The 20970-nt window shown below is 67.5% G+C and carries 14 protein-coding genes; 5 read left to right on the forward strand and 9 right to left on the reverse strand.

Annotation, left to right across the window (positions count from 1 at the left end):
- Nucleotides 1-57 precede the first annotated feature (57 nt).
- From M1L61_RS02490 to msrB, 4 genes are all read right to left on the reverse strand, one after another.
- Entirely contained in the window at nucleotides 58-1509 is a 1452-nt protein-coding gene (locus M1L61_RS02490) for a PLP-dependent aminotransferase family protein (RefSeq protein WP_057503353.1), read from the reverse strand.
- Between the two features lie 245 nt (nucleotides 1510-1754).
- Complete coding sequence (gene msrA, locus M1L61_RS02495) at nucleotides 1755-2492, reverse strand: peptide-methionine (S)-S-oxide reductase MsrA (protein WP_010484097.1); 738 nt, start codon at nucleotides 2490-2492, stop codon at nucleotides 1755-1757.
- Nucleotides 2493-2506: 14 nt separating this feature from the next.
- Nucleotides 2507-4276: a cytochrome c biogenesis protein DipZ gene (locus M1L61_RS02500; RefSeq protein ID WP_248854267.1), complete on the reverse strand. Its 1770-nt coding sequence runs from the start codon at nucleotides 4274-4276 to the stop codon at nucleotides 2507-2509.
- A 2-nt stretch (nucleotides 4277-4278) separates the two neighbouring features.
- Entirely contained in the window at nucleotides 4279-4851 is a 573-nt protein-coding gene (msrB, locus tag M1L61_RS02505; RefSeq protein ID WP_057503809.1) for a peptide-methionine (R)-S-oxide reductase MsrB, read from the reverse strand.
- Between the two features lie 144 nt (nucleotides 4852-4995).
- Here msrB and M1L61_RS02510 point away from each other — a divergent pair, with 144 nt between their 5' ends.
- Together M1L61_RS02510 and M1L61_RS02515 are read left to right on the forward strand one after the other, a co-directional pair.
- Nucleotides 4996-5715 carry a response regulator transcription factor gene (locus M1L61_RS02510; RefSeq protein ID WP_014035866.1) on the forward strand — a complete coding sequence of 240 codons (720 nt, stop codon included), beginning with the start codon at nucleotides 4996-4998 and terminating at the stop codon, nucleotides 5713-5715.
- Nucleotides 5712-7181 carry a HAMP domain-containing sensor histidine kinase gene (locus M1L61_RS02515; protein ID WP_019338004.1) on the forward strand — a complete coding sequence of 490 codons (1470 nt, stop codon included), beginning with the start codon at nucleotides 5712-5714 and terminating at the stop codon, nucleotides 7179-7181. The genes M1L61_RS02510 and M1L61_RS02515 overlap by 4 nt, the downstream gene beginning before the upstream one ends.
- On the opposite strand, the gene M1L61_RS02520 is transcribed toward M1L61_RS02515, so the two are convergent.
- Together M1L61_RS02520 and M1L61_RS02525 are read right to left on the reverse strand one after the other, a co-directional pair.
- Entirely contained in the window at nucleotides 7178-8524 is a 1347-nt protein-coding gene (locus M1L61_RS02520) for an ATP-binding protein (RefSeq protein ID WP_049480787.1), read from the reverse strand. The two genes, M1L61_RS02515 and M1L61_RS02520, sit on opposite strands and share 4 nt — an antisense overlap.
- A complete protein-coding gene (locus M1L61_RS02525; protein WP_010484092.1) occupies nucleotides 8521-9210 on the reverse strand; it encodes a winged helix-turn-helix domain-containing protein in 690 nt (229 codons plus the stop codon). The genes M1L61_RS02520 and M1L61_RS02525 overlap by 4 nt, the downstream gene beginning before the upstream one ends.
- Nucleotides 9211-9559: 349 nt before the next feature.
- On the opposite strand from M1L61_RS02525, the gene asnB reads away from it, so the two are divergent.
- Nucleotides 9560-11461 carry an asparagine synthase (glutamine-hydrolyzing) gene (gene asnB, locus M1L61_RS02530; protein WP_248854268.1) on the forward strand — a complete coding sequence of 634 codons (1902 nt, stop codon included), beginning with the start codon at nucleotides 9560-9562 and terminating at the stop codon, nucleotides 11459-11461.
- Nucleotides 11462-11905: 444 nt separating this feature from the next.
- On the opposite strand, the gene M1L61_RS02535 is transcribed toward asnB, so the two are convergent.
- Both M1L61_RS02535 and queD read right to left on the reverse strand, forming a co-directional pair.
- Entirely contained in the window at nucleotides 11906-12253 is a 348-nt protein-coding gene (locus M1L61_RS02535) for a phasin family protein (RefSeq protein ID WP_019338007.1), read from the reverse strand.
- A 116-nt stretch (nucleotides 12254-12369) separates the two neighbouring features.
- Nucleotides 12370-12732: a 6-carboxytetrahydropterin synthase QueD gene (gene queD, locus M1L61_RS02540; RefSeq protein ID WP_010484089.1), complete on the reverse strand. Its 363-nt coding sequence runs from the start codon at nucleotides 12730-12732 to the stop codon at nucleotides 12370-12372.
- A 191-nt stretch (nucleotides 12733-12923) separates the two neighbouring features.
- Here queD and M1L61_RS02545 point away from each other — a divergent pair, with 191 nt between their 5' ends.
- Both M1L61_RS02545 and M1L61_RS02550 read left to right on the forward strand, forming a co-directional pair.
- Nucleotides 12924-15563 (forward strand): TonB-dependent receptor, encoded by a 2640-nt coding sequence (locus M1L61_RS02545; RefSeq protein ID WP_049453272.1) that lies wholly within the window; start codon nucleotides 12924-12926, stop codon nucleotides 15561-15563.
- 73 nt (nucleotides 15564-15636) lie between these two features.
- Nucleotides 15637-18231, forward strand: coding sequence for a M14 family zinc carboxypeptidase (locus M1L61_RS02550; protein ID WP_248854269.1), 2595 nt, complete (start codon nucleotides 15637-15639; stop codon nucleotides 18229-18231).
- A 548-nt stretch (nucleotides 18232-18779) separates the two neighbouring features.
- Here the strand turns inward: M1L61_RS02550 and M1L61_RS02555 are convergent.
- Nucleotides 18780-20201: a DEAD/DEAH box helicase gene (locus M1L61_RS02555; protein ID WP_043398815.1), complete on the reverse strand. Its 1422-nt coding sequence runs from the start codon at nucleotides 20199-20201 to the stop codon at nucleotides 18780-18782.
- Nucleotides 20202-20970 lie beyond the last annotated feature (769 nt).

The raw sequence follows: 20970 nt of genomic DNA on the forward strand, positions 1-20970 counted from the left end.
CCCATGCTTGGCTCAGCGGGGACCATTGGCGAAGGGCAGCCGAGCGTAGGCTCGGCTCTACAGGAGCTGGCGCGCCGCCAGCTCCCGCGCAATCGCACCCAGCCGCTCCACCGCGCCGATGAAGCGCGCATCCAGCGTCTGGCAGCACGACAGCCGCAGGCAATGCCGGTAGCGCGCGCCGCGCGAATACACCTGGCCGGGCATGAACACGATATCCTCCTGCAGTGCACGCTCGAACAGCTCGCGCGTATCCACGCCCGGCAGTTCCAGCCACAGCAGGAACCCGCCCTGTGGTTCGGTGGCGCGGGTACCGGGCGGGAAATGTTCGGCCACCAGCTGGCGCAGCCGCCCCACCTGTTCGCGATACAGACGACGCATGCGATGCAGGTGGTGCTCGTAGCTGCCCGCTTCCAGGTACGCGGCCACTGCATCGCCGAGCAGCTGCGGCTCGCCGCCGGTGGACTGGAATTTCAGCAGCGCGATGCGCTCGGCGAAGCGGCCGCCATCCAGCCAGCCGATGCGGTAATCCGGCGCCAGCGTCTTGGAGAAACCACCGACCACCATCACCCAGCCGTCGCGATCAAAGGCCTTCAGCAGGGGCGCCGGCGGTTCGCAGAACTGCAGCTCGGCATACACCGCATCCTCGATCAGTGGCAGCTGGCGCGCGTTGACCAGTTCTGCCAGGCGTTGCTTGGCCACTGTCGGCATGGTGCAGCCCAGCGGGTTGTGCACGGTCGGCATCACCACCAGTGCGGCCAGCGGCGTGTGCTCGAGCAGCGCATCCAGCGCATCCACGTCGAGCCCGTGCTGCGGGTGTGTGGGCAGTTCGATGGCCTGCAGGCCCAGGTTGGCCAACAACGGGTAGAGGTTGAAGTAGGACGGCGCCTCGATGCCCACCGCATCACCTGGCTGGGTGACTGCACGCAACGCCAGCTGCAGCGCTTCCATTGCACCGTGGGTCAGCAGCAGGCGCTCGGCGTGGGTGTGCAGGCCCATGCGCGGACCACGGCGCACGATCTGCGCCAGCAGCCGCGGCGAACCATTCGGGCGCGCGTAGGTCTCCACCGTCTGCTGGCCATGGCGCAGTACCTGCGCGGTGTGCCTGGCCAACTGCGCGCCGGGGTAGAACTGGCGACCGCGCGGGCCGGCGAAGGCCAGGTCGATCACGCCGGGGCGACGTTGTGCCTCCAGTACCCGGGCCATCAGCACCTGCTGCAGTGGTGCGGTGGGCGCGGACGGGGTGTCACGCAGCGAACGTTCCGGCACCGACAGTCGTGGCGCCACCTCGAAACCGGCCTTGGGCCGCGGAATCACCAGGCCGGCGTCCTCCAGCTGGCGATAGGCGGCAATCACCGTGTTCAGGCTGAGCCTGCGCTGCAGGGCCATCTGTCGCAGCGAGGGCAGGCGGCTGCCTACTGGAAGCCGGCCGCCGTGGATGGCCTCGGCCAGTTCGTCGGACAGCCGTTGGTAGCGGGGTGGGATCATCGCGCTCTGGTCATCTGTATCCATCGAATTTCCCGCCATCTGGTGCTGTACCCATGATGATGGCGAGACTAGCATGTCGTTGTCGGCCGGGCCTGATCGGGGCGCGGCCGATACTTCCCAAGCGCACGGCTGGATGGCCGTGCGTCTTTTTTTTTTGTGTGTAGAGCCGAGCCCATGCTCGGCTGTACCTCCGCCAACGGCAGCCGAGCATGGGCTCGGCTCTACAGAAGAGCAGCGCCGAGCATCGATCAGCCCTAGGGGAAATGCCGTCAGCGCATCGGCACCAGCGCCGCATCGCGCCGGTACAACGCCGGGAACTGCTTGCCCAGCGCGGCCAGCTTCGGTGCGTCGTAGTAGCGGATGTAGGCCGCCTGCGGGTAGTTCGTCATGTAGTTCTGGTGGTAGCTCTCGGCCGGGTAGAAGTGCTGGCCGCTGACCAGCTGGGTGACGATCGGCGCACGGTAGCTGCCGGTCTGGCCTAGCTGGGCAATGTAGGCGCGGCTGGCAGCCTGCTGGCGTGCGTCGTCAGTGAAAATCGCCGATCGGTACTGGCTGCCGTGGTCCGGCCCCTGGCGGTTGAGCTGGGTCGGGTCGTGCACTACCGAGAAGAACACCTGCATCAGCTGCCCGTAGCTGACCTGGCGCGGGTCGTAGTCGATTTTCACCGCTTCTGCGTGACCGGTACGTCCGCTACTGACGCGCTCGTAGCGTGCATCGGCGCCGCTGCCACCGATGTAGCCGGAAACCGCATTGCTCACGCCTTTGACGTGCTGGAACACACCCTGCACGCCCCAGAAGCAACCACCGGCGAACACCACGCTGGCGTGGGGGGCGTCATCGCGGAACGCGGCGTCGCCCGTGGGTGCCGGTAGTGCCTGGGTCTGCGCGCTGGCTTCGAGCGGTGCCGCGATGGCGCCGTGGTCAACGAGTAGCACACCGGCGATCAATGCCGTGGCCACCAGACCTGCAACACCGGCGGCGATGCCCTGTTCAAAGGAGAGTTTCATCGTGTGCTCCCGGTTCAACCGAAGGTGAAGGCATAGGCCTGCACGCCCGAGTCGAGGAACTCGATCTCGAAGCGATGCGGGCCGACCGTGCCGCGCTGGCGGATCAGCTGGTACAGGCGGTGCTCGTCGACCACACCGCTGCCATCGGCACCGACATCGCTGCCGGCATCGGCGGCAGGCAGTGGCTTGCCGTCCAACAACACGCGGAAGCGCACCGGCTTTCCTTCCTGGGTTGGCGCCAGCACCAGGTGCAGGTCGCGCGCATGGAACTGGAAGGCGATGCGGCCACCGGCCTGCTGCAGCTGCGCAGCCTCGTCGGTGACGGTCCAGCGCCCCGACAGTCCCCACTGGTTCAACGCCAGGGTGGCCGGCAAGGTGTAGTTGAACGCGGCATCACTGCGCTGCCCGCCGGGCGAGGCGAACTGCTCGGCGCGGGCGTGGCCCAGATAGGTTTCCGGTGAGCGCAGATTGCCCATGTCGGCCTGCGCGGCCACGCCCTTCAGCTCGGCGGCAGCGGGATCGGCCGGTGGCGGCAGATTCGTCTGTCCGGCTTCGGTCAGCAGGCGACGGATCATCTGTTCCGAGCGCGCGTAGTTGCCTTCGCCGAACTGGTGGCCGCGGATGTTGCCCTGCGCGTCGACGAAGTACTGCGCCGGCCAGTAGCGGTTGTTGAACGCACGCCAGATCGTGTACTGGTTGTCGAGCGCCACCGGGTACTCGACCTTGAGTTGCTGCACGGCCTTCATCACATTGCGCGGGTCACGTTCGAAGGCGAACTCCGGCGTGTGCACGCCGACCACCACCAGGCCGTGGTCACGGTAGCGGCGTTCCCATTCGTGCACGAACGGCATCGCGCGCAGGCAGTTGATGCAGGAGTACGTCCAGAAATCGACCAGTACCACTTTGCCGCGCAGCTGCTGGGCCGTCAGCGGTGGGCTGTTGAGCCAGCCGGTGGCGCCGTCCAGCGCGGGCAGGGTGCCTTCCACCGGCAGCGGTGCATCGGCTGCGGCGTTGGCACCGGCCATCATCATCATCGGCGGTGCCGCCGGCTGCGCGCCGGGTACCGCATCCAGCAGGCCCTGCTCGATGCGTGCGGTGCTGACCGTCGAAAGACGGGTGAGCAGGCCGGTATCCCAGCCCAGACCAATCGCTACCACTGCCAGCAGCGCGGCTACGCCCAGCACCTTGCGCAGTGCGTCGCCGAGGCCAAGCCGCGCCTGCAGTGCACGGAACACGCGGCCGCCCACCCACACCGCCAGTGCCAGCGCGGTGATCGCGCCCAGCGCATACGCCAGCAGCAGGGTGCTGGTGCCGACGCTGGCACCGTGCAGGGCGGCGCCGGTCAGCACCAGGCCGAGGATCGGCCCGGCGCACGGTGCCCACAGCAGGCCAGTGGCGATGCCGATCAGCAGCGAGGTCCACGCGCCGCCACGCCCGGCGGCATCGGCCGCATCGGCGCGCGCACTCAGCCGTGCGCCCACCCGCTGGAACGGTGCCAGCAGATGGTCGGCCAGTCGTGGCCACAGCAGGGCGACTGCGAACAACGCCATCAGCAGCAGGGCGATCCAGCGTCCAACCTGGTTGGCCTGCGCCACCCATTGGCTGCCCACGGCGGCGAGGCTGGCGACCACGGTGAAGGTCAGTGCCATGCCCAGCAGCAACGGCAGCGTGCTGCGCAGGAACGGGCGGTCGGCACGCGCGAACACGAACGGCAGCACCGGCAGGATGCAGGGGCTGAGCAGGGTCAGCGCGCCCCCGAGGTAGGCAAGCAGCAACAGCAGCATCGTCAGGCTCCGGAAGCAGGGGAAGAACCGACCGGCACCCGCCAGCCGTCGGCGGTGCCATCCGTGGCGCCGGGAACGAACACCATCGCCGCACCGTTCATGCAGTAGCGCAGCCCGGTCGGGCGCGGACCATCGTTGAACACATGGCCGAGGTGGCCGCCACAGCGGCGGCAGTGCACCTCCACCCGCAGCATCCCGAAGGTGACGTCCCGGTCTTCGCCGATGGCGTTGTGCAGCGGTGCCCAGAAGCTGGGCCAGCCGGTGCCGCTCTCGAACTTGGTGGACGAGGAGAACAGCGGCAGCGCACAACCGGCGCAGGCGAAGGTGCCCTGGCGGTGTTCCTTGTTGAGCGGGCTGCTGTAGGGGCGCTCGGTGGCCTGCTGGCGCAGTACGGCGTACTGCGCCGGGGTCAGCTGCCGGCGCCACTGTGCATCGCTGTGCATGACCTCGAACTGTCGCGACGGGCGCGCTTCGGCGGCCGCCGGGGCGGCGCGGCTGCAGGCCCCCAGGCCGAACAGGCCGGCGGCGGTGGCAACACCGCCCAGGCCCAGCAGATGGCGGCGGGACAGGGACATGGCGTACTCCGGGAAGGGGCGACGGGGCCATGCTGCGCCCGCCCGGGTCAACGAATCCTCACGCAGGATTCAATTTTTCGTGAGGTATCGGCGGCCGTCCCGCGCCACAATGCAGCCAGCCTCCCCACTGGCCCCGAGCTGCCGATGTCGACCAAACGCGTGCTGATCGTTGAAGACGATGCCCACATCGCCGACCTGCTGCGCATGCATCTGGGCGATGAGGGTTACGACGTCGCCCATGCCGCCAGTGGCGATGCCGGCCTGCGCCTGCTTGAGCAGGATGGTCCGTGGGATGCGCTGGTGCTGGACGTGATGCTGCCCGGCGTGGACGGCCTGCAGGTCTGCCAGCGTGCACGCGCGATGGCGCGCTATGTGCCGATCATCATCATCAGCGCGCGCGGCAGCGAAACGCAGCGCATCGTTGGCCTGGAACTGGGCGCGGACGACTACCTGGCCAAGCCCTTCTCGATGCCGGAACTGGTGGCACGGGTGCGCGCATTGCTGCGCCGCGCCGAGGCGATGGCGCAGAGCGCACGCATCGATGCCGGCGCGATCGAGCTGGGTGGGCTGCAGCTGGACCCGGTTGCACGCACCGCCTCGGTGGACGGCAACGCGCTGGAGCTGACCCCGCGCGAGTTCGACCTGCTGCTGTTCTTCGCCCGCCATCCAGACCAGGTGTTCGCACGCATGGAACTGCTCAACCAGGTCTGGGGCTACCAGCACGATGGCTACGAACACACGGTCAATACCCACATCAACCGACTGCGCAGCAAGATCGAGCCCGATCCGGCGAATCCGCGGCGGCTGCTGACGGTGTGGGGGCGCGGCTACAAGCTGGTCGACCCGGCCGGGGCGGCGGCATGATCAAGCCGAACCTGTGGCAGAAGCTGGCAGCGGTGATCGCCGCGCTGATGCTGATGTGCTGCATGGCGCTGCTGGCACTGCAGATGCGTGCCAACACCCGCCACGAGCAGGAGGTGGTGCAGCGGCTGTCGCTGGGCCTGGCCGAGCACATCGCCCAGCGCAGCGAGCTGATGGATACCAGCGGCATGCGCGACGCCGCGGTGCGCGCGCTGTTCGGCCAGTTGATGGCGGTCAACCCCAGCGTCGAGGTCTACCTGCTGGACGACCAGGGCCGCATCCTCGGCCACGATGCGCCCAGTGGGCACCTGGTGCGCAACCGGGTGGACGTGGCGCCACTGCGCCGCCTGCTGGCCGGTGCGCCGTTGCCGATCCTCGGCGATGACCCGCGCAGTGCGGATGGGCGCAAGGTGTTCAGTGCAGCACCGCTGATCGTGCAGGGCCGGCAGGCCGGCTATGTGTACGTGGTGCTGGTCGGCGAGCACCGGCAGATGCTGGCCGACGATCTTGCCGCCGGCAGCCAGTGGAACACCACCTGGTGGTCGGTGGTGCTGGTCGGCAGCCTGGGCCTGCTGGCCGGGCTGGTGGCGTTCTACTGGGTGACCCGCCCGCTGCGACGGCTGACCCGGCGCATCCAGGCGTTCGACATCGACGCACCCACGCCATTGCCGCCGCCGGAGCCGCTGCGCCCCGGCGAGCGCGACGAACTGGTGATCCTGGAGCACGCGCACGCACAGATGGCGCAGCGGCTGGGAGAGCAATGGCAGCAGCTGCGCCAGCAGGACCTGCAGCGCCGCGAGCTGGTCGCCAACATCTCCCATGACCTGCGTACGCCGTTGTCGTCACTGCACGGCTATCTGGAAACGCTGGCATTGAAGGACGCCACGCTGTCGCCGGATGAGCGCCGCCGCTACCTCGGTATCGCGCTGGCGCAGAGTGCCAAGGTTGGCCGGCTGGCACGTGCGCTGTTCGAGCTGGCGCGGCTGGAACATGGCGAAGTGCGCCTGGAGTGGGAAGTGTTCGCGCTGCCGGAACTGCTGCAGGACGTACTGCAGAAGTTCGAGCTGGCCGCGCAGGCGCGCAACCAGCGCCTGCACGCCGGGTTCCCGCCGGGCCTGCCGCTGGTGCGTGCCGATCTGGGCCTGGTCGAGCGGGTGCTGACCAACCTGCTCGACAACGCGTTGCGGCATGCGCCGGAGGGTGGCCGGATCGAGGTGTGCCTGCGCGCGACGCCGGACAGCGTTGAGGTGAGTGTTGCCGACGACGGCCCCGGCGTAGCCCCCGCGCTGCGTGCGCAGCTGTTCCAGGCGCCGGCCGCGCTGGGCGCACGACGCGGTGACAACGGTGGCCTCGGCTTGCTGATCGTGCAGCGCATCGTGCAGCTGCATGGGCGCCGGATCGAACTGCGCGACAGCGAGCGGGGTGCGCTGTTCGTGTTTGCCTTGCCGCGCGCGGAACCGGCGGTCTAGCAGGTCGTCTCGCCCTCCACGGCACCGCCGCTTTCCAGTGGCAGGTGCAGGCGGATGCAGGCACCGCCCAGTTCGGAGTCGATCACTTCAACGTGGCCGCCATGCTTGTCGGCCACCACCTGCACCAGCGCCAGGCCGAGGCCGAAACCGGGGCTGCCCGGATCCAACCGCACATAGGGTTGCAGCACCTGGCCGCGCAGTTCGGGCGCGATGCCGGGGCCGTCGTCCTCCACCTGCAGGCACAGCCAGCCATCGTTGACGGTGCTGGCGATGCGGATCTGCCGCCGCGCGTAGCGCAGGGCATTGCCGAGCAGGTTGCGCAACGCCAGTTCCAGCATGTGCCGGTTGACGTTGACCAGCCCTGCCGGCGACAGCGCCTGCTGCACGGGCATCGGCAGCGGCGCGAACTGGGCCACCACGCCGCGCACCAGTGCCGCCAGCTGCAGGCGCTGGCGGGTCAGCTGGTGACAGCGACCGAGTGCGGCGTACTCGACGCCGGCGTCGGTGAGGTGCTGCAGCCGATCGACATCGGTGCGCAGGCCGCCCAGCGCATCGCGCTGTATCTCGTCCAGCGCAGTGTCCTCCAGGTCGGCCAGGCCGAAGCGCATCCGTGCCAGCGGCGTGCGGACCTCGTGTGCCACCGCCTGGGCCAGCACGCGCTGGCTTTCCAGCAGCTGCTGCAGCTGCTCGGCCATGTGATTGAAGGCATTGGCCAGCGGCCGCACCAGCGCGGTGCCGGCGCGTGGCGCGCGCGTGTCCAGCTGGCCGTCGCGCATCTGCCGGGCGGCCTGGGCCAGCTGCGAGACGTCGCGCCACAGGCGGTAGACCATCACGTACATCGGCAGCGCCACGGCCACCATCAGGATCAGCAGCAGGATCGCCACGCCGGACACTTCGCTGTCCTGCCACCCCTCATCGGGCAGTGCTTCGTCCAGTGGCCCCAGCATCACGGCATAGTCGCTGTCACCGATCCGCTGCAGGCTGCGCATGTGTTCGAGGTCGATCTGCACCCGGCCGTTGTTGAGCGGCGGTCGCTGGCTGGCCGACAGCTCTTTTTCCGCCTCGGCCAGCGGCACCATCCGCAGGGCATAGGCGAAGTCGGCGTCGAGCCCGCGTGCCAGCGCCGGCCATTGCTCGCGCGGTGTTTCCGCGAAGCGTTGCTGCAGCAGCGCATGGGTGCCACGCATCTCGGCCAGCAGGCTGGCTTCGGTGCGGTCTTCCAGCAGTGCATCCCAGGCCCACAGGCCCAGCACGATCAGCAGCAGGTGGGCGACCAGGAAGCCGATGCCGTAGCGCAGGAAGTGGAAGGCGTGGCCGCGCATCGCCGAAGGCGTGCGCTTCATCCCCATGCCGAGCGGCTGAACAGGTAGCCGCGTCCACGCACGGTCTTGATCCGCTCCGGTTGTTCAGGGTTGTCGCCCAGCTTGCGGCGCAGGCGCGAGATGCGTGCATCGATCGAACGGTCCAGGCCATCAAAGGCGATGCCACGCAGGCCGCGCAGCAGTGCATCGCGGTCCAGGATCTGGCCGGCGTTGCTGGCCAGCAGGAACAGCAGGTCGAACTCGGCCGTGGTCAGCTCCAGCAGGCCGCCCTGCAGGTGCACATTGCGGGTGGACGGGTCGATGTTCAGCTCGCCGAAGCGCAGGCTGCCGTCGCGCGGTTCGACCCGGCGATGGCGGCGCAGGTGCGCACGCAGGCGGGCCAGCAGCACCCGCGGTTCGATGGGTTTGCCGATGTAATCGTCGGCCCCCAGCTCCAGTCCCAGCACCTGGTCGATGTTGTCGGTGCGGGCGGTCAGCACACAGATGATGCCGTCATAGTGGGGCCGGATCTGCCGACACACTTCGAAACCATCCTGGTCGGGCAGGCCGACATCGAGCAGGACCAGGGCCGGCTTCTCGGCCAGGATCCGGGCCACCGCGCGCTCACCACTGCGCTCATGGGCCACCTGGTAGCCATGCCGCTGCAGATAGTCGCTGACCATCGTACCCAGGCGGGCATCGTCTTCGACCAGTACGATATCCAGCATTTTCAAGGCCTCCGTGGGGCATACGTACCGCCACGGCACGAGCGCGGCGATGCTATCCCAGCCTTCGGGCCACCCGGGTCCAGGGGGCGGGCGCCATTCAGCCGGGGTTGCTGGCGCGCGGGCCGGGCCTCAAGCCTGGCAACAACTTGGCGTCCAGCATAGCTTGTTGCCGTTACAAAACGTTACCTTCGTGATACGTCTGGTGACCATCGCTGACAGCAAAGCGACTGACGCGGGGCAGGTGCGGCGCCGAGCATGGAGTCTCCTCCGCTCCGCGTGCCGTTCCCATGTCGCCCGCCGCCCCCCGCCTGCTGAACCCGTCCCGCCGCTGCCGCTGCGGAGGTGCCCGATGAGCGGCGTGGTCGGCGCCTGGCTGCCACCCGCCGAGGACGAACAGCTGCTGCAGCAGCTGGCGCCGATGCTGCGCGCGCTGCAGCAGCGCGGCCGCGGCCGCATCGGCTACTGGACCGACGCCGAGGCCGGCCTCGCGCTGGGCCACTGCCGGGCACCCACCGATACGCCGTTGCAGCCGCTGAGCTCGGACTGCGGCCGTTACGTGCTGTGCCTGGACGGCCGGCTGTACAACCGTGGCGACCTGCAGGCGCAGCTGCGCGATCTGCCGCGCAGTTGCAGCGATGCCCGGCTGCTGCTGCAGGCGATCGTTGAATGGGGCGTGGAGCGCGCGCTGTCGCGTATCGAAGGCGCCTTCGGTTTCAGCGTATGGGACCGTGAGTCGCGCGCGTTGTGGTTGGCGCGTGATCCGGTTGGTGAGCGGCCGCTGTACTACGGCTGGTTCCAGGGCCAGTTCCTGTTCGCCTCGGAAATGAAGGCGCTGCAGGCCTTCGCCGGCTTCGCGCCGAGCATCGACCAGGATGCGCTGAGCCTGCTGCTGCGCCACGACTATGTGCCGGCGCCGCACACCATCTACCGGGGCATCCACAAGCTGGTGGCCGGCGCGATGCTGCGCGTCGATCTGGATGACCACGCTGCCGGCGGTTCCAGCCAGGCGACGGAAGGGGGGACGCGCTACTGGTGTGCACGCGATGCGATGCAGCGTGCGCTGCAGGAGCCCCTGCAGCCGACGCCGAGCCTGGAACAGGCCACCGACCAGCTGGAAGCCGTACTGCAGAAGGCCATTGCCGCACGCATGCATTCGCCATTGGCGTGTGGCGCGTTCCTGTCCGGCGGCACCGACTCGTCGCTGGTGACCGCGATGATGCAGGCCCAATCGACCTTGCCGATCGAGGCGTGGACGGTCGGTTTCGACGATCCCGGCCATGACGAAAGCGATTGGGCCTCGCAGGTCGCGCGCCATCTGGGCGTGCAGCATCATCTGCACCGGATGGATGCGCGGCAGGGCCTGGACCTGCTGCAGCGGCTGCCGCAGGTCTGGTGCGAGCCGTTCGCTGATGCCTCGCAGCTGCCGACCCTGCTGGCCAGTGAACTGCTGGGTGCGCGCAAGCCGGTGGCGCTGACCGGTGACGGCGGCGATGAGCTGTTCTTCGGTCACCCGAGCTATGGCCGCGCGCTGCGCAATGCACGCCTGTGCGGTGGCCTGCCGGACTGGGTGCGCGACCTGGCGCGGCGCAGCGGCAACCGCATGAACGTGGAGCGTGGCCGCCTCGGCGGTTGGCGTGCGCTGGTGGCCGAGGTCGCTGCCAACGATGTGGAAGGGCATTACCTGCAGCGGGTCACCCGCTGGCGCCAGCCGGCGCAGGTGGTGCTGGGCGCGCGCGAACCGATCACGATCTTCCAGCAGCAGGACACTGCGCTGCCGGCCGAGGCGCGTATCCAGCTGCTGGATTTCCGCATGGACCTGGCCGAGGGCATTCTCGCCAAGGTCGATCGTGCCGGCATGGCAGCGGGCGTTGAAACGCGTGCGCCGCTGCTGGACATGGAGGTGGTGCGCTTGGCCTGGCGCCTGCCGCAGCATCTGAAGTACCACGACGGCGAGCACAAGCGGATTCTCAAGCACCTGCTGGCACGCTACCTGCCCGAGCCGCTGGTGTACCGCCCCAAGCGCGGTTTCGGTCCGCCGATGGCACGTTGGTTGGCAGGCCCGCTGCGCGATTGGGCGGAGGCGCTGCTGGATCCGCAGCTGCTGCGCAACCAGGGCTGCTTCGATGCGGCGCGCGTGCGCGGTATCTGGGAAGCGTTCCTGCGCGGCGAGCGCAAGTGGCACACGCACCTGTGGAACGTGCTGATGTTCCAGGCGTGGCACCAGCACTGGCACGGTGGTCGCGGGCGTTGAGCCGTTTCAGCTTGGCGTGTGGCGGATTCATTCTGCGTGGCGCAGGGCGGATGCCCTTGCGTACGAATGTCCTCCGGCGCCGGCCGTTGGCCGTCACCTCCCCCTTTACTTCGTACGCAAGGGCCTCCGCCCTGCGTTCGAAATCTATCGGCGCCTCATTGAAGGCAGATTGCTCGCAGCCTTACCCACCGCAAGCCGAGCCTCGTCGGGGTGGGTAGGGGTTTGGGCAAAGTAAAGGAGGAGGTGACGGCCAACGGCCGGCGCCGGGGGACATTTGCCCAGGCCCCTGCCTGCCCGGGCGGGGCCCATCAGTTTGCAGGGAGTCCAGACGAGGAAGCGCTCTTCAATCCAGACAACGGGCAAAAAAAGACCCGGCAGAGGGAGGGATCTGCCGGGTCCGGATTGCGTGGGGGGAGGGACCCACGCAATGAGCGTTGCGTCGCGTCAGTGGTTGTTCGCGTCCGCCGTTGATTCGTTGTAGCCCTGTGCCAGTTCGGACCAGGCCTTGCTGGCCTGCAGGCCGAGCCCGACCATGTCCTGCTGGGCCTGACCCAGCCGCTGCAGGTTGTCCTGCCACAGTTGCGCGCCCTTGGAGAGCGTACCGGCCGCGTCTTCACTGCGGGCCAGTTCGCCCAGCCAACCGCTGGTCGCGGTCAGGTTGCGCTCCATCACCTTCAGCTGCACGCCGAACATGCTTTCCGCGTTCTCCAACGCCAACCGGTTCGCGCGCGTTGCCGCGGCGGCGAGCTGGCGGGTGGCATCACTGAAGCGATCGCTGAAGGCGGCGGCCATGGGGCATCAGGAAGTGGCTTGATGCATTGCAGCATACGCCCTTGATGCCGCATTGCAACAAAAATAACAAAGGCGCCCAAGGCGCCTTTGAAAAACCTTTCAGATCAATGGGTTGATCAGATCTCGGGGCCGCGGTAGCGGCAGCCCGACGTGCAGGTTTCGTGCACGGTGATCTCGCTCAGCGCTGGCAGGCTGGGCTTGAGCTCGTTCCAGATCCACACCGCCAGGTTCTCGCTGGTCGGATTCTCCAGGCCGGGGATGTCATTGAGGTAGTGATGGTCCAGGCGGTCGTAGATCGGCTGGAAGGCCGCCTTCACGTCGCCGAAGTCCATGATCCAGCCGGTCTGCGCACCCGGCTCGCCCTCGACCTTCAGTTCCACCCGGAACGAGTGGCCGTGCAGGCGCGCGCACTTGTGCCCCGGCGGCACGTTGGGGAGGCGGTGCGCCGCCTCGAGCATGAAGACTTTGAAGATTTCCATGGCGCGATTGTACGCCGTGGGCGGTTCGGCAGCCTGAGCGGATGTTGGGCTTCCGTGAAGTAACTCTTTCCATCCGGATGAAGAGATGATAGTTTCTCTTATATCCGTATGAAGAGATGTTATTGGCCGGACCCCGGCCAGGCATGGACTACTGCGGAACTTCGTCGTCCTTACCACCTCCCCACATCGTCATGCCCAAGCACACCCTGCTCGTGGCGGCCCTGGCCGTCGCTCTGGCCGCGCCTTTGCCTGCCGCCGCCGAAACCTCCGCCGACGCCAGTGGCGAAGCCAGCACCCTGGCCGCCGTGCGCGTCACCGGTTCCAACATCAAGCGTACCGACACCGAGGCCTCCAACCCGGTGCAGGTGATCGGCCGGCAGCAGCTGGAACAGACCGGCAAGGCCACCGTGGCCGATGTGCTGCGTTCGATCTCGGCCAACACCGGCAACGCCAGCAACGAAACCACCAACAACGGCTGGGCGTCCGGCTCGGCCGGCATCGGCCTGCGCGGCCTGTCGCAGAAAAACACGCTGGTGCTGCTCAACGGCCGCCGCCTGGCCAACTATGGCTTCCCGGCCGGCGGCCTGTCCGACACCTTCGTCGATCTCAACGCGCTGCCGCTGGTGGCCGTCGAGCGCATCGAAGTGCTCAAGGACGGCGCCTCGGCGGTGTACGGCTCCGATGCCGTGGCCGGCGTGGTCAACATCATCACCCGGCAGAACTTCGAAGGCGCCGAGATCGGCGGCAGCTTCGGCGGTGCCGACCAGGGCGGCCTGCACGAGCAGAACCTGAAGTTCGTCGGCGGCCTGGGTGATCTCGACACCGATGGCTACAACATCCTCTTCAGCCTGCAGGGGTACAACCGTGAGCGCCTGGACCAGGACGAACGCAACCTGACCAGGAGCGGCATCTACACCGACAAGCCGGGTGGCCGCTGGAACGGCTGGTCGGCCAAGGGTGCGCGCTACCTGGTCAACGGCGTGTCGGTACCGATGCTCGACGCCAACGGCAACTGCCCGGCCGGCACCACCCGCGTTGCCAGCGCGCCGATTGATGGCCTGTCCGGTGACACCTGCGGCTTCAACCAGGCGCCGTTCACCACGCTGATCCCCTCGACCAAGCGTTACCAGGCCTATGCCAACGGCACCTTCCGCCTGAACGACAACGTCGAGGCCTTCGGCGAAGTGCTGTACAGCCAGATCAAGAGCGCCGCGTGGTTCGGCAGCAGCCCGTTCTTCACCCTGGAGAGCGGCCGCTTCGCACTGAACGCCAACAGCGGCCTGGCCGAGCCGGTGTCGTCGCTGCTGCCGGCCAACAATCCGTACAACCCGTACGGCCGTGCGATCCCGATCGAGTACACGTTCTTCGACCTTGGCGGCACCATCAAGACCAACCGATCCACGGCCTATCGCGGCGTGTTCGGCCTGCGCGGTACCACCGCCAACTGGGACTGGGAAGTGGCTGCATTCGGTGCGCGCAGCAGCGAACGCGAGAGCGTGTCCGGCGGCTTCGCCAACCGCTGGGCGCTGGCCGATGCGCTGGCCACGGGCAGCTACAACCTGCTCAACCCGGCGGCGACGCCGCAGTCGGTGCGCGACTCGATCAACATCGCCACGCTGCGTCCGGCCGAATCCAAGCTGCAGGGCATCGATGCGAAGATTTCCGGCAGCCTGGGCCACACCTGGGCCGGCGAGATCGGCTTCGCTGCCGGTGCCGAGTGGCGCCGCGAGAAGCTTGATTCCAACAACCCATGGCAGATCGATGCCGGCCTGCAGGTGCGCCCGGCCATCGCCGAAGTGCACGGCAAGCGTCAGGTCAGTGCGGCCTATGCCGAAGTGAACGTGCCGCTGGCCTCGACGCTGGAGCTGTCCGCCGCCGCGCGTGCCGACCATTACGATGATTTCGGCGATGCCTTCTCGCCGAAGATCGGCCTGCGCTGGCAGCCGCTGGACTTCCTGCTGGTACGTGCATCGGCCTCGAAGGGCTTCCGTGCGCCGTCGCTGTCGGAGAACTCCAACAGCACCAGCATCGCCTACGGCAGCGTGGTCGACCCGCGTGATCCGGACGTGCCGGGCTCGCGGCAGAACCCGACCTTCTTCACCGTTGGCAACAACGAACTGAAGCCCGAGCGCACCAGGAGCGTGAACTTCGGCGTGGTGCTGTCGCCGTGGGCCAACACCAACCTGAGCGTGGACTACTACCGCATCCAGCTGGACAACCTGGTCGGCACCAACAACACCCAGACCCTGGTCAACGACAACGTGGCCGGCGCGGTGCAGCGCGATGAGCGTGGCAAGCTGCAGGCGGTCTACAACCGCTACCAGAACCTGAGCGAGCTGAAGACCTCGGGCATCGACGTCGAGCTGCGCCAGCGCATCCCGACCGCAGCACTGGGTGACTTCACCGTGTCCTCGGCCTACACCCACGTGCGCGACTACCGCCGCCCGACCGTGGTCGGCGGACCGCTGGTGGATTACGCCGGCAGCAACCTGGGCGCGACCCTGCCCAAGGACAAGGCCACCACCACGCTGGACTGGAAGTACGGTGATTTCAACGCCGCCGTGACTTGGTACTACACCAGCAGCTACCGCCAGGAAGCCAGCACCGCCGCCAAGGCCGTGCAGCAGCGCGTCGGCAGCTACAGCCAGTACGACCTGTACCTGGCCTACACCGGCATCGACAAGCTGACCGTGTACGCAAAAGTGCAGAACCTGGCCGACAAGACGCCGCCGTACGACGCCTCGTTCCCGGGCATCCGCGCGCCGTACGACTTCAGCCAGTACGACCTGCGTGGCCGCTACTTCACGCTGGGCTTCGATTACCGCTTCTGATCCATCCGCGCGGCCGGTCACCTGAAGGGACCGGCCGCGCGACTGTCTGCCGTTGTGTTCCAGGGGAGTCACCGTGTCCTTGCATCGCCGTGCCGTTCTTCCGTTGCTGCTTGCCGCCGCCACCGCACTGTCCTCGCCGCAGCCGGTGCAGGCACAGAGCGCGTACTTCTTTCCGCAGGTCACCGACGCAGCGGCGTTCGATGCAGCGGTGCCCACGCCGGAGCAGTTCCTCGGCTACCCGATCGGCAGCCGTTACACCCGGCACGACCAGCTGGTGGCGTACTTCCAGGAACTGGCGAAGCGTTCCGACAAAATCAGCGTGCGCGAGATCGGTCGCAGCTATGAGGGCCGCCCGCTGCTGATCGCCACCGTCACTGCTGCAGGCAATCATGCGCGGCTGGAGCAGATCCGCCAGCAGCACGCGACCCTGGCCGATCCGGCGCAGCCGCGCAGCGCCGCCGGTGACAGCCCGGTGGTGGTATGGCTGGGCTACAGCGTGCACGGCAATGAGACCTCCAGTGCCGAAGCGGCGATGCTGACCGCTTACTACCTGGTGGCCAACCGCAGCGCGGAAACCCAGCAGTGGCTGCAGCAGGCGGTGGTGCTGTTCGACCCGGCGCAGAACCCGGACGGCCGTGATCGTGCCGCCAACTGGCACAACGCCTGGGCCTCCGACCCGGCCTCGGCCGACCCGGCCGACAAGGAGCACGTCGAGCCGTTTCCGCAGGGCCGCACCAATCACTACTTCACCGATCTCAACCGCGACTGGCTGGCCCTGACCCAGCAGGACTCGCGGCCGAAGGTGGAGGTGTTCCACCAGTGGTACCCGAACGTGCAGATCGACTTCCACGAAATGGGCAAGGACAGCACCTACTACTTCGAGCCTTCGCCGAAGAGCATGCACAGCCCGCTGATTCCGGCGGCATCGTATGAATTCAACAAGACCCTGGCCACGTACCACGCGCAGGCGCTGGATGCCTTGGGTTCGCTGTATTACACCGGCGAGAATTTCGACAATTTTTCGCCGGTGTACGGCTCCACCTACCCGGACTTCCATGGCGCTGTCGGCGTTACCGTCGAGCAGGCCAGCTCGCGCGGTCGCGTGCAGGAATCGGTGAATGGCCTGCTGACCTTCCCGTTCACCATCCGCAACCAGGTCGCCACCGGTCTGGGCACGGTGCGCGGCGCGGTGACCGAACGCAACGGCCTGTTCGACCTGCAGAAGCAGTTCTTCCAGAGCGCGTTGAAGCAGGCTGCGCAGCAGCCGGTGAAGAGCTTCGTGTTCGGCGACGCGCATGACCCGGCACTGACCCGTCGCCTGCTGGAACTGTTGCTGTTGCATCGCATCGAGGTGCGCGCGCTGGATCGTGCAGTTACTGTCGATGGGCAGCGCTTCGATGCCGGCAGCGCCTACGTGGTGCCGGTGCAGCAGGCGCAGTTCCGCCTGGTGCATTCGATCTTTGCCGAAACGCCGCCGATCAAGGGGGATGTGTTCTACGGCAGCACCAGCTATGCGATCGCACCGGCCTACGGTGTGGCCTTCGCCGGCAGCCGCAGTCGTATCGAAGGTGGCGCCCGCGTGGCCGCGCTGCCGGAGGAGCAGGGCGCGGTCTTGGGTGGCCAGGCCGGCTTCGCCTATGTCATCGACTGGCGCGACTACGACGCCGGGCGTGCGCTGGCGGTGCTGCAGGCCAAAGGTTTGAGCACACGCGCAACGTTCCAGCCATTTACCGCTTCGACTGCACAGGGCGAGGCCGATTTCGCCGCTGGCAGCATCGTTGTTCCGGTGGCCGGGCAACCGCTGCAGGGCGTGGCGCTGCGGGATGCGGTGAGTGCTGCTGCACGCGATGCCGGCGTACGCGTACATGCATTGTCCAGCGGCCGCAGCCGCGAAGGCATCGACCTCGGCAGTGATGGCGTCAAGGCGCTGCGCAAGCCAGCGGTGGCACTGGTGATGGGCGAGGGCGTGGCCGCCACCGAGATCGGCTCGGCCTGGTTCCTGCTCGACCAGCAGCTGCACCTGCCGGCCAGCAAACTGGATCCGCAGCAGCTGGGCAAGGTGCCGCTGGACCGCTACACCACGATCGTGTTGTCCGGTGGTACCTACACCGGTGTCGATGCCACGGCGGTGGCTGCACTGAAGCGCTGGGTGCAGGCCGGTGGTTCACTGGTGACCTATGGCAGTGCCTCGAAGTGGGCGATCGAACAGAAGCTGGCCGACGGCGAGAAGCTCGGCAAGGAAGAAGACGCTGCTGACGAAAGCCGCCGCGCGTTCGGCGACCAGCGCGACATCGCCGCGATCGAGCGGGTGAGCGGCAACATCCTCAGTGCCGATGTTGATACCAGCCATCCGCTGGCGTTCGGCGTGCCGCGCCGGCAGCTGGCGATCAACAAGGAGAACACGGTGACGCTGCAGCCGAGCGCGAATCCGTTTTCGACGGTGGTGCGCATTGATGCGCCGCCGCGGGTGAATGGCTACCTGTCCGAGCGCAACCGCACGCGGGTGGCGGGCAGTGCATGGCTGCTGGTGTCGGCGCAGGGGCAGGGCAACGTTGTGCTGTTTGCCGATGATCCGGCGCACCGCAAGTACTGGCACGGGACGGACCGGCTGCTGATCAACGCGATCTTCTTCGGGAATCTGGTGAATCCGAGTAAAGCGCGGGGTTGAGGCGTTTGGCGCCGAGTCGTTGTTGTGCTTGGGAGGCAGGGGGCCTCAGCCAGGACACACCGTGAACCCATCCATGGGGCTCGATGGCGCCATCCTTGGCGCCAACGGTCCTGGCTGAGGCCCCCTGCCTCCCATGACAGTTTCCTGCGGGCGCGGACGCATCAGACCCCAAGGCGGGAGCAAGGGCAAAAGCAAAGGCAAAGGCAAAGGCAAAGCTAGGAATTGCGGCTTCGGCTTTTGACTTTGAATTTGAATTTGAATTTGATCTTTCTTCTCCCGGCTACCCGGCGGGAGAAGAAGGCGCGGGCAATGCTTGAAGCGGATGGGCGTGGGGCCAGCGCAAAACCGTGAGGCGCATGGATGCGCCGACCGAGCCCCCATGGAAGGGTTTACGGCGTGTTTTGCGCTGGCCCCACGCCCATCCGCCCTCAGCGCAGCACACCGCCGGCTTCTACTCACGGTAGCCAGCAACAAAAAAGGACGGCGCGTCAGCGCCGTCCCTCGATAAGCCCCCGCGCAGCGGGAGACGTCATCCATTTCAGCTGGGATCAGCCGGCGCGACCGCCGCCGTTGCCACCCTGGCCACGACCACGGCCGCCACCATTGCCACCACCGCCACGGCGCTGGCCCTGACCCGCGCCCGCACCGGCACGCTGCTGGCCATGGCCACCGCCCTCGCGACGGCCGCCTCCGGCCTTCTTCGGGCCGGCATGCGCATGGCGCGGCGCATCGCCGTGCGGACGGCGTGCGTGGCTCTTGCGCGGTGCGCGCTCGCCGGTATCGTGCTCGGCCTTGCCCGGCGCACTGTTGCCCCAGCGGATCGGCGTCTGCAGCTCGAAGCCCGGCACATCACGGATGTCCATGTCGCGGCCCAGCAGGCGGGTAATCGCACGCAGCAGCTTCACTTCGTCCTGCGCCACCAGCGAAATCGCCTGGCCGGTGGCACCGTTACGGCCGGTACGGCCGATGCGGTGCACGTAGTCCTCGGCCACCATCGGCAGATCGAAGTTGATCACCTTCGGCAGCTCGTTGATGTCGATGCCGCGCGCGGCGATGTCGGTGGCCACCAGCACGGTCACGCGACCGGCCTTGAAGTCACCCAGTGCACGCAGGCGCTGGCCCTGGCTCTTGTTGCCGTGGATCGCCGCGGTCTTGATGCCGGACTTTTCCAGGAACGTGGCCAGCTTGTCGCTGCCGTGCTTGGTACGGGCGAAGACCAGGGTCTGCTCGCGGCTGTCCTGCGCCAGCAGGTGCAGCAGCAGGTCGCGCTTGCGGCTGCCATCGACCGGGTGCACGCGGTGGGTGATGGTCTCGGCCACGGTGTTCTTCGGCGTCACCTGGATCTGTTCCGGGTTGCGCATGAACTCCAGCGCCAGCTGGCGGATGTTGTCCTCGAAGGTGGCCGAGAACAGCAGGGTCTGGCGGTTCTGCTTCGGCAGCTTGGCCAGGATGCGCTTGATCGACGGCAGGAAGCCCATGTCGAGCATGCGGTCGGCTTCGTCCAGCACCAGCAGTTCAATGCCGGACAGGTCGATGCTGCGACGCTCCAGGTGGTCGATCAGGCGGCCCGGGCAGGCCACCAGCAGGTCCACGCCACGGCGCAGGATGTCCAGCTGGTTGCCCATGCCGACGCCGCCGTAGATGCAGGCGCTGGGGATGCGCAGGTACTTGCTGTAGCCGCGCAGGCTGTCGTGCACCTGGGTGGCCAGCTCGCGGGTCGGGGCCAGGATCAGCGCGCGCGGCTTGCGCGGGCCACTGCGCACTTCCTGCGAGGCGGTGCCCAGGTGCTGCAGCAGCGGCAGGCCGAAGGCGGCGGTCTTGCCGGTGCCGGTCTGTGCGCCGGCCAGCAGGTCGCGACCGGCCAGCGCCAGCGGGATCGCCTGCTGCTGGATCGGGGTCGGGTTTTCGTAGCCCTGCTCGGCAAGCGCACGCAGCAGGAAGGGCGCCAGGCCCAGCGATTCAAAAGACATTGAGATTGCTCCAAGTACAAGAAACGCCTGTCCAAACGGACAGACGGGGGCAGATCAAACTGATCGGCTGACTCGGAGCGTTCCCGTGAACCGCGCTGCGAGAATTGGGTGCAGCCGGCACGAAGCGCAGGCTGGAATGCGTGACGAACGGCGTCGGAGTGGGGGCGGGCGAAGAGGGCGGACCCTGGTCGCCGGCGATCCCGGAGGGAAACGGACGGCCGCTGCAGACCCCGCAAGTCTAAACGATGTTTGAGACTTCACGCAAAAAGGCCTGTTCAGGTAAGGGGTTCTCTCTGCAGGGCTGCGCCCTGCACCCGCAGAGGCCCGAGCCAAGGCCGGAGCAACATCAAAAGCCGGGTTCCTGTGGGGTGGCGGGGTGGGTCCGGTTGCGGGAGACGCCGTAAACCCATCCATGGGGGCTTGGCCGCGGCATCCATGCCGCGGACACTCCCGCAACCGGATCCACCCCGCCTTCGACAGTTTTCCGCGATCTGTCAGATCTCATTCGATTTATCTCGATATCTGATGGATTTCGACGATGAATGACGTGGATGTTCGATCCGTAATCGGGAAATTGTCTGGGGGTGGGGCGGTGTGGGTGGGCAGGACCGTTGGCGCCATGGATGGCGCCATCGAGCCCCCAGGGACGGGTTTACGGCGTGTCCTGCCCACCCACACCGCCCCACCCAACTCACAGGAAACCAGAGCCGCTTTGGCATTTGACGTAGCCCTGGCTTGACGCAGGTGCAGGGCTGCAAGCCCTGCCGAC

The sequence above is a fragment of the Stenotrophomonas sp. NY11291 genome, from assembly GCF_023277365.1.
GTDB lineage: Bacteria > Pseudomonadota > Gammaproteobacteria > Xanthomonadales > Xanthomonadaceae > Stenotrophomonas > Stenotrophomonas geniculata.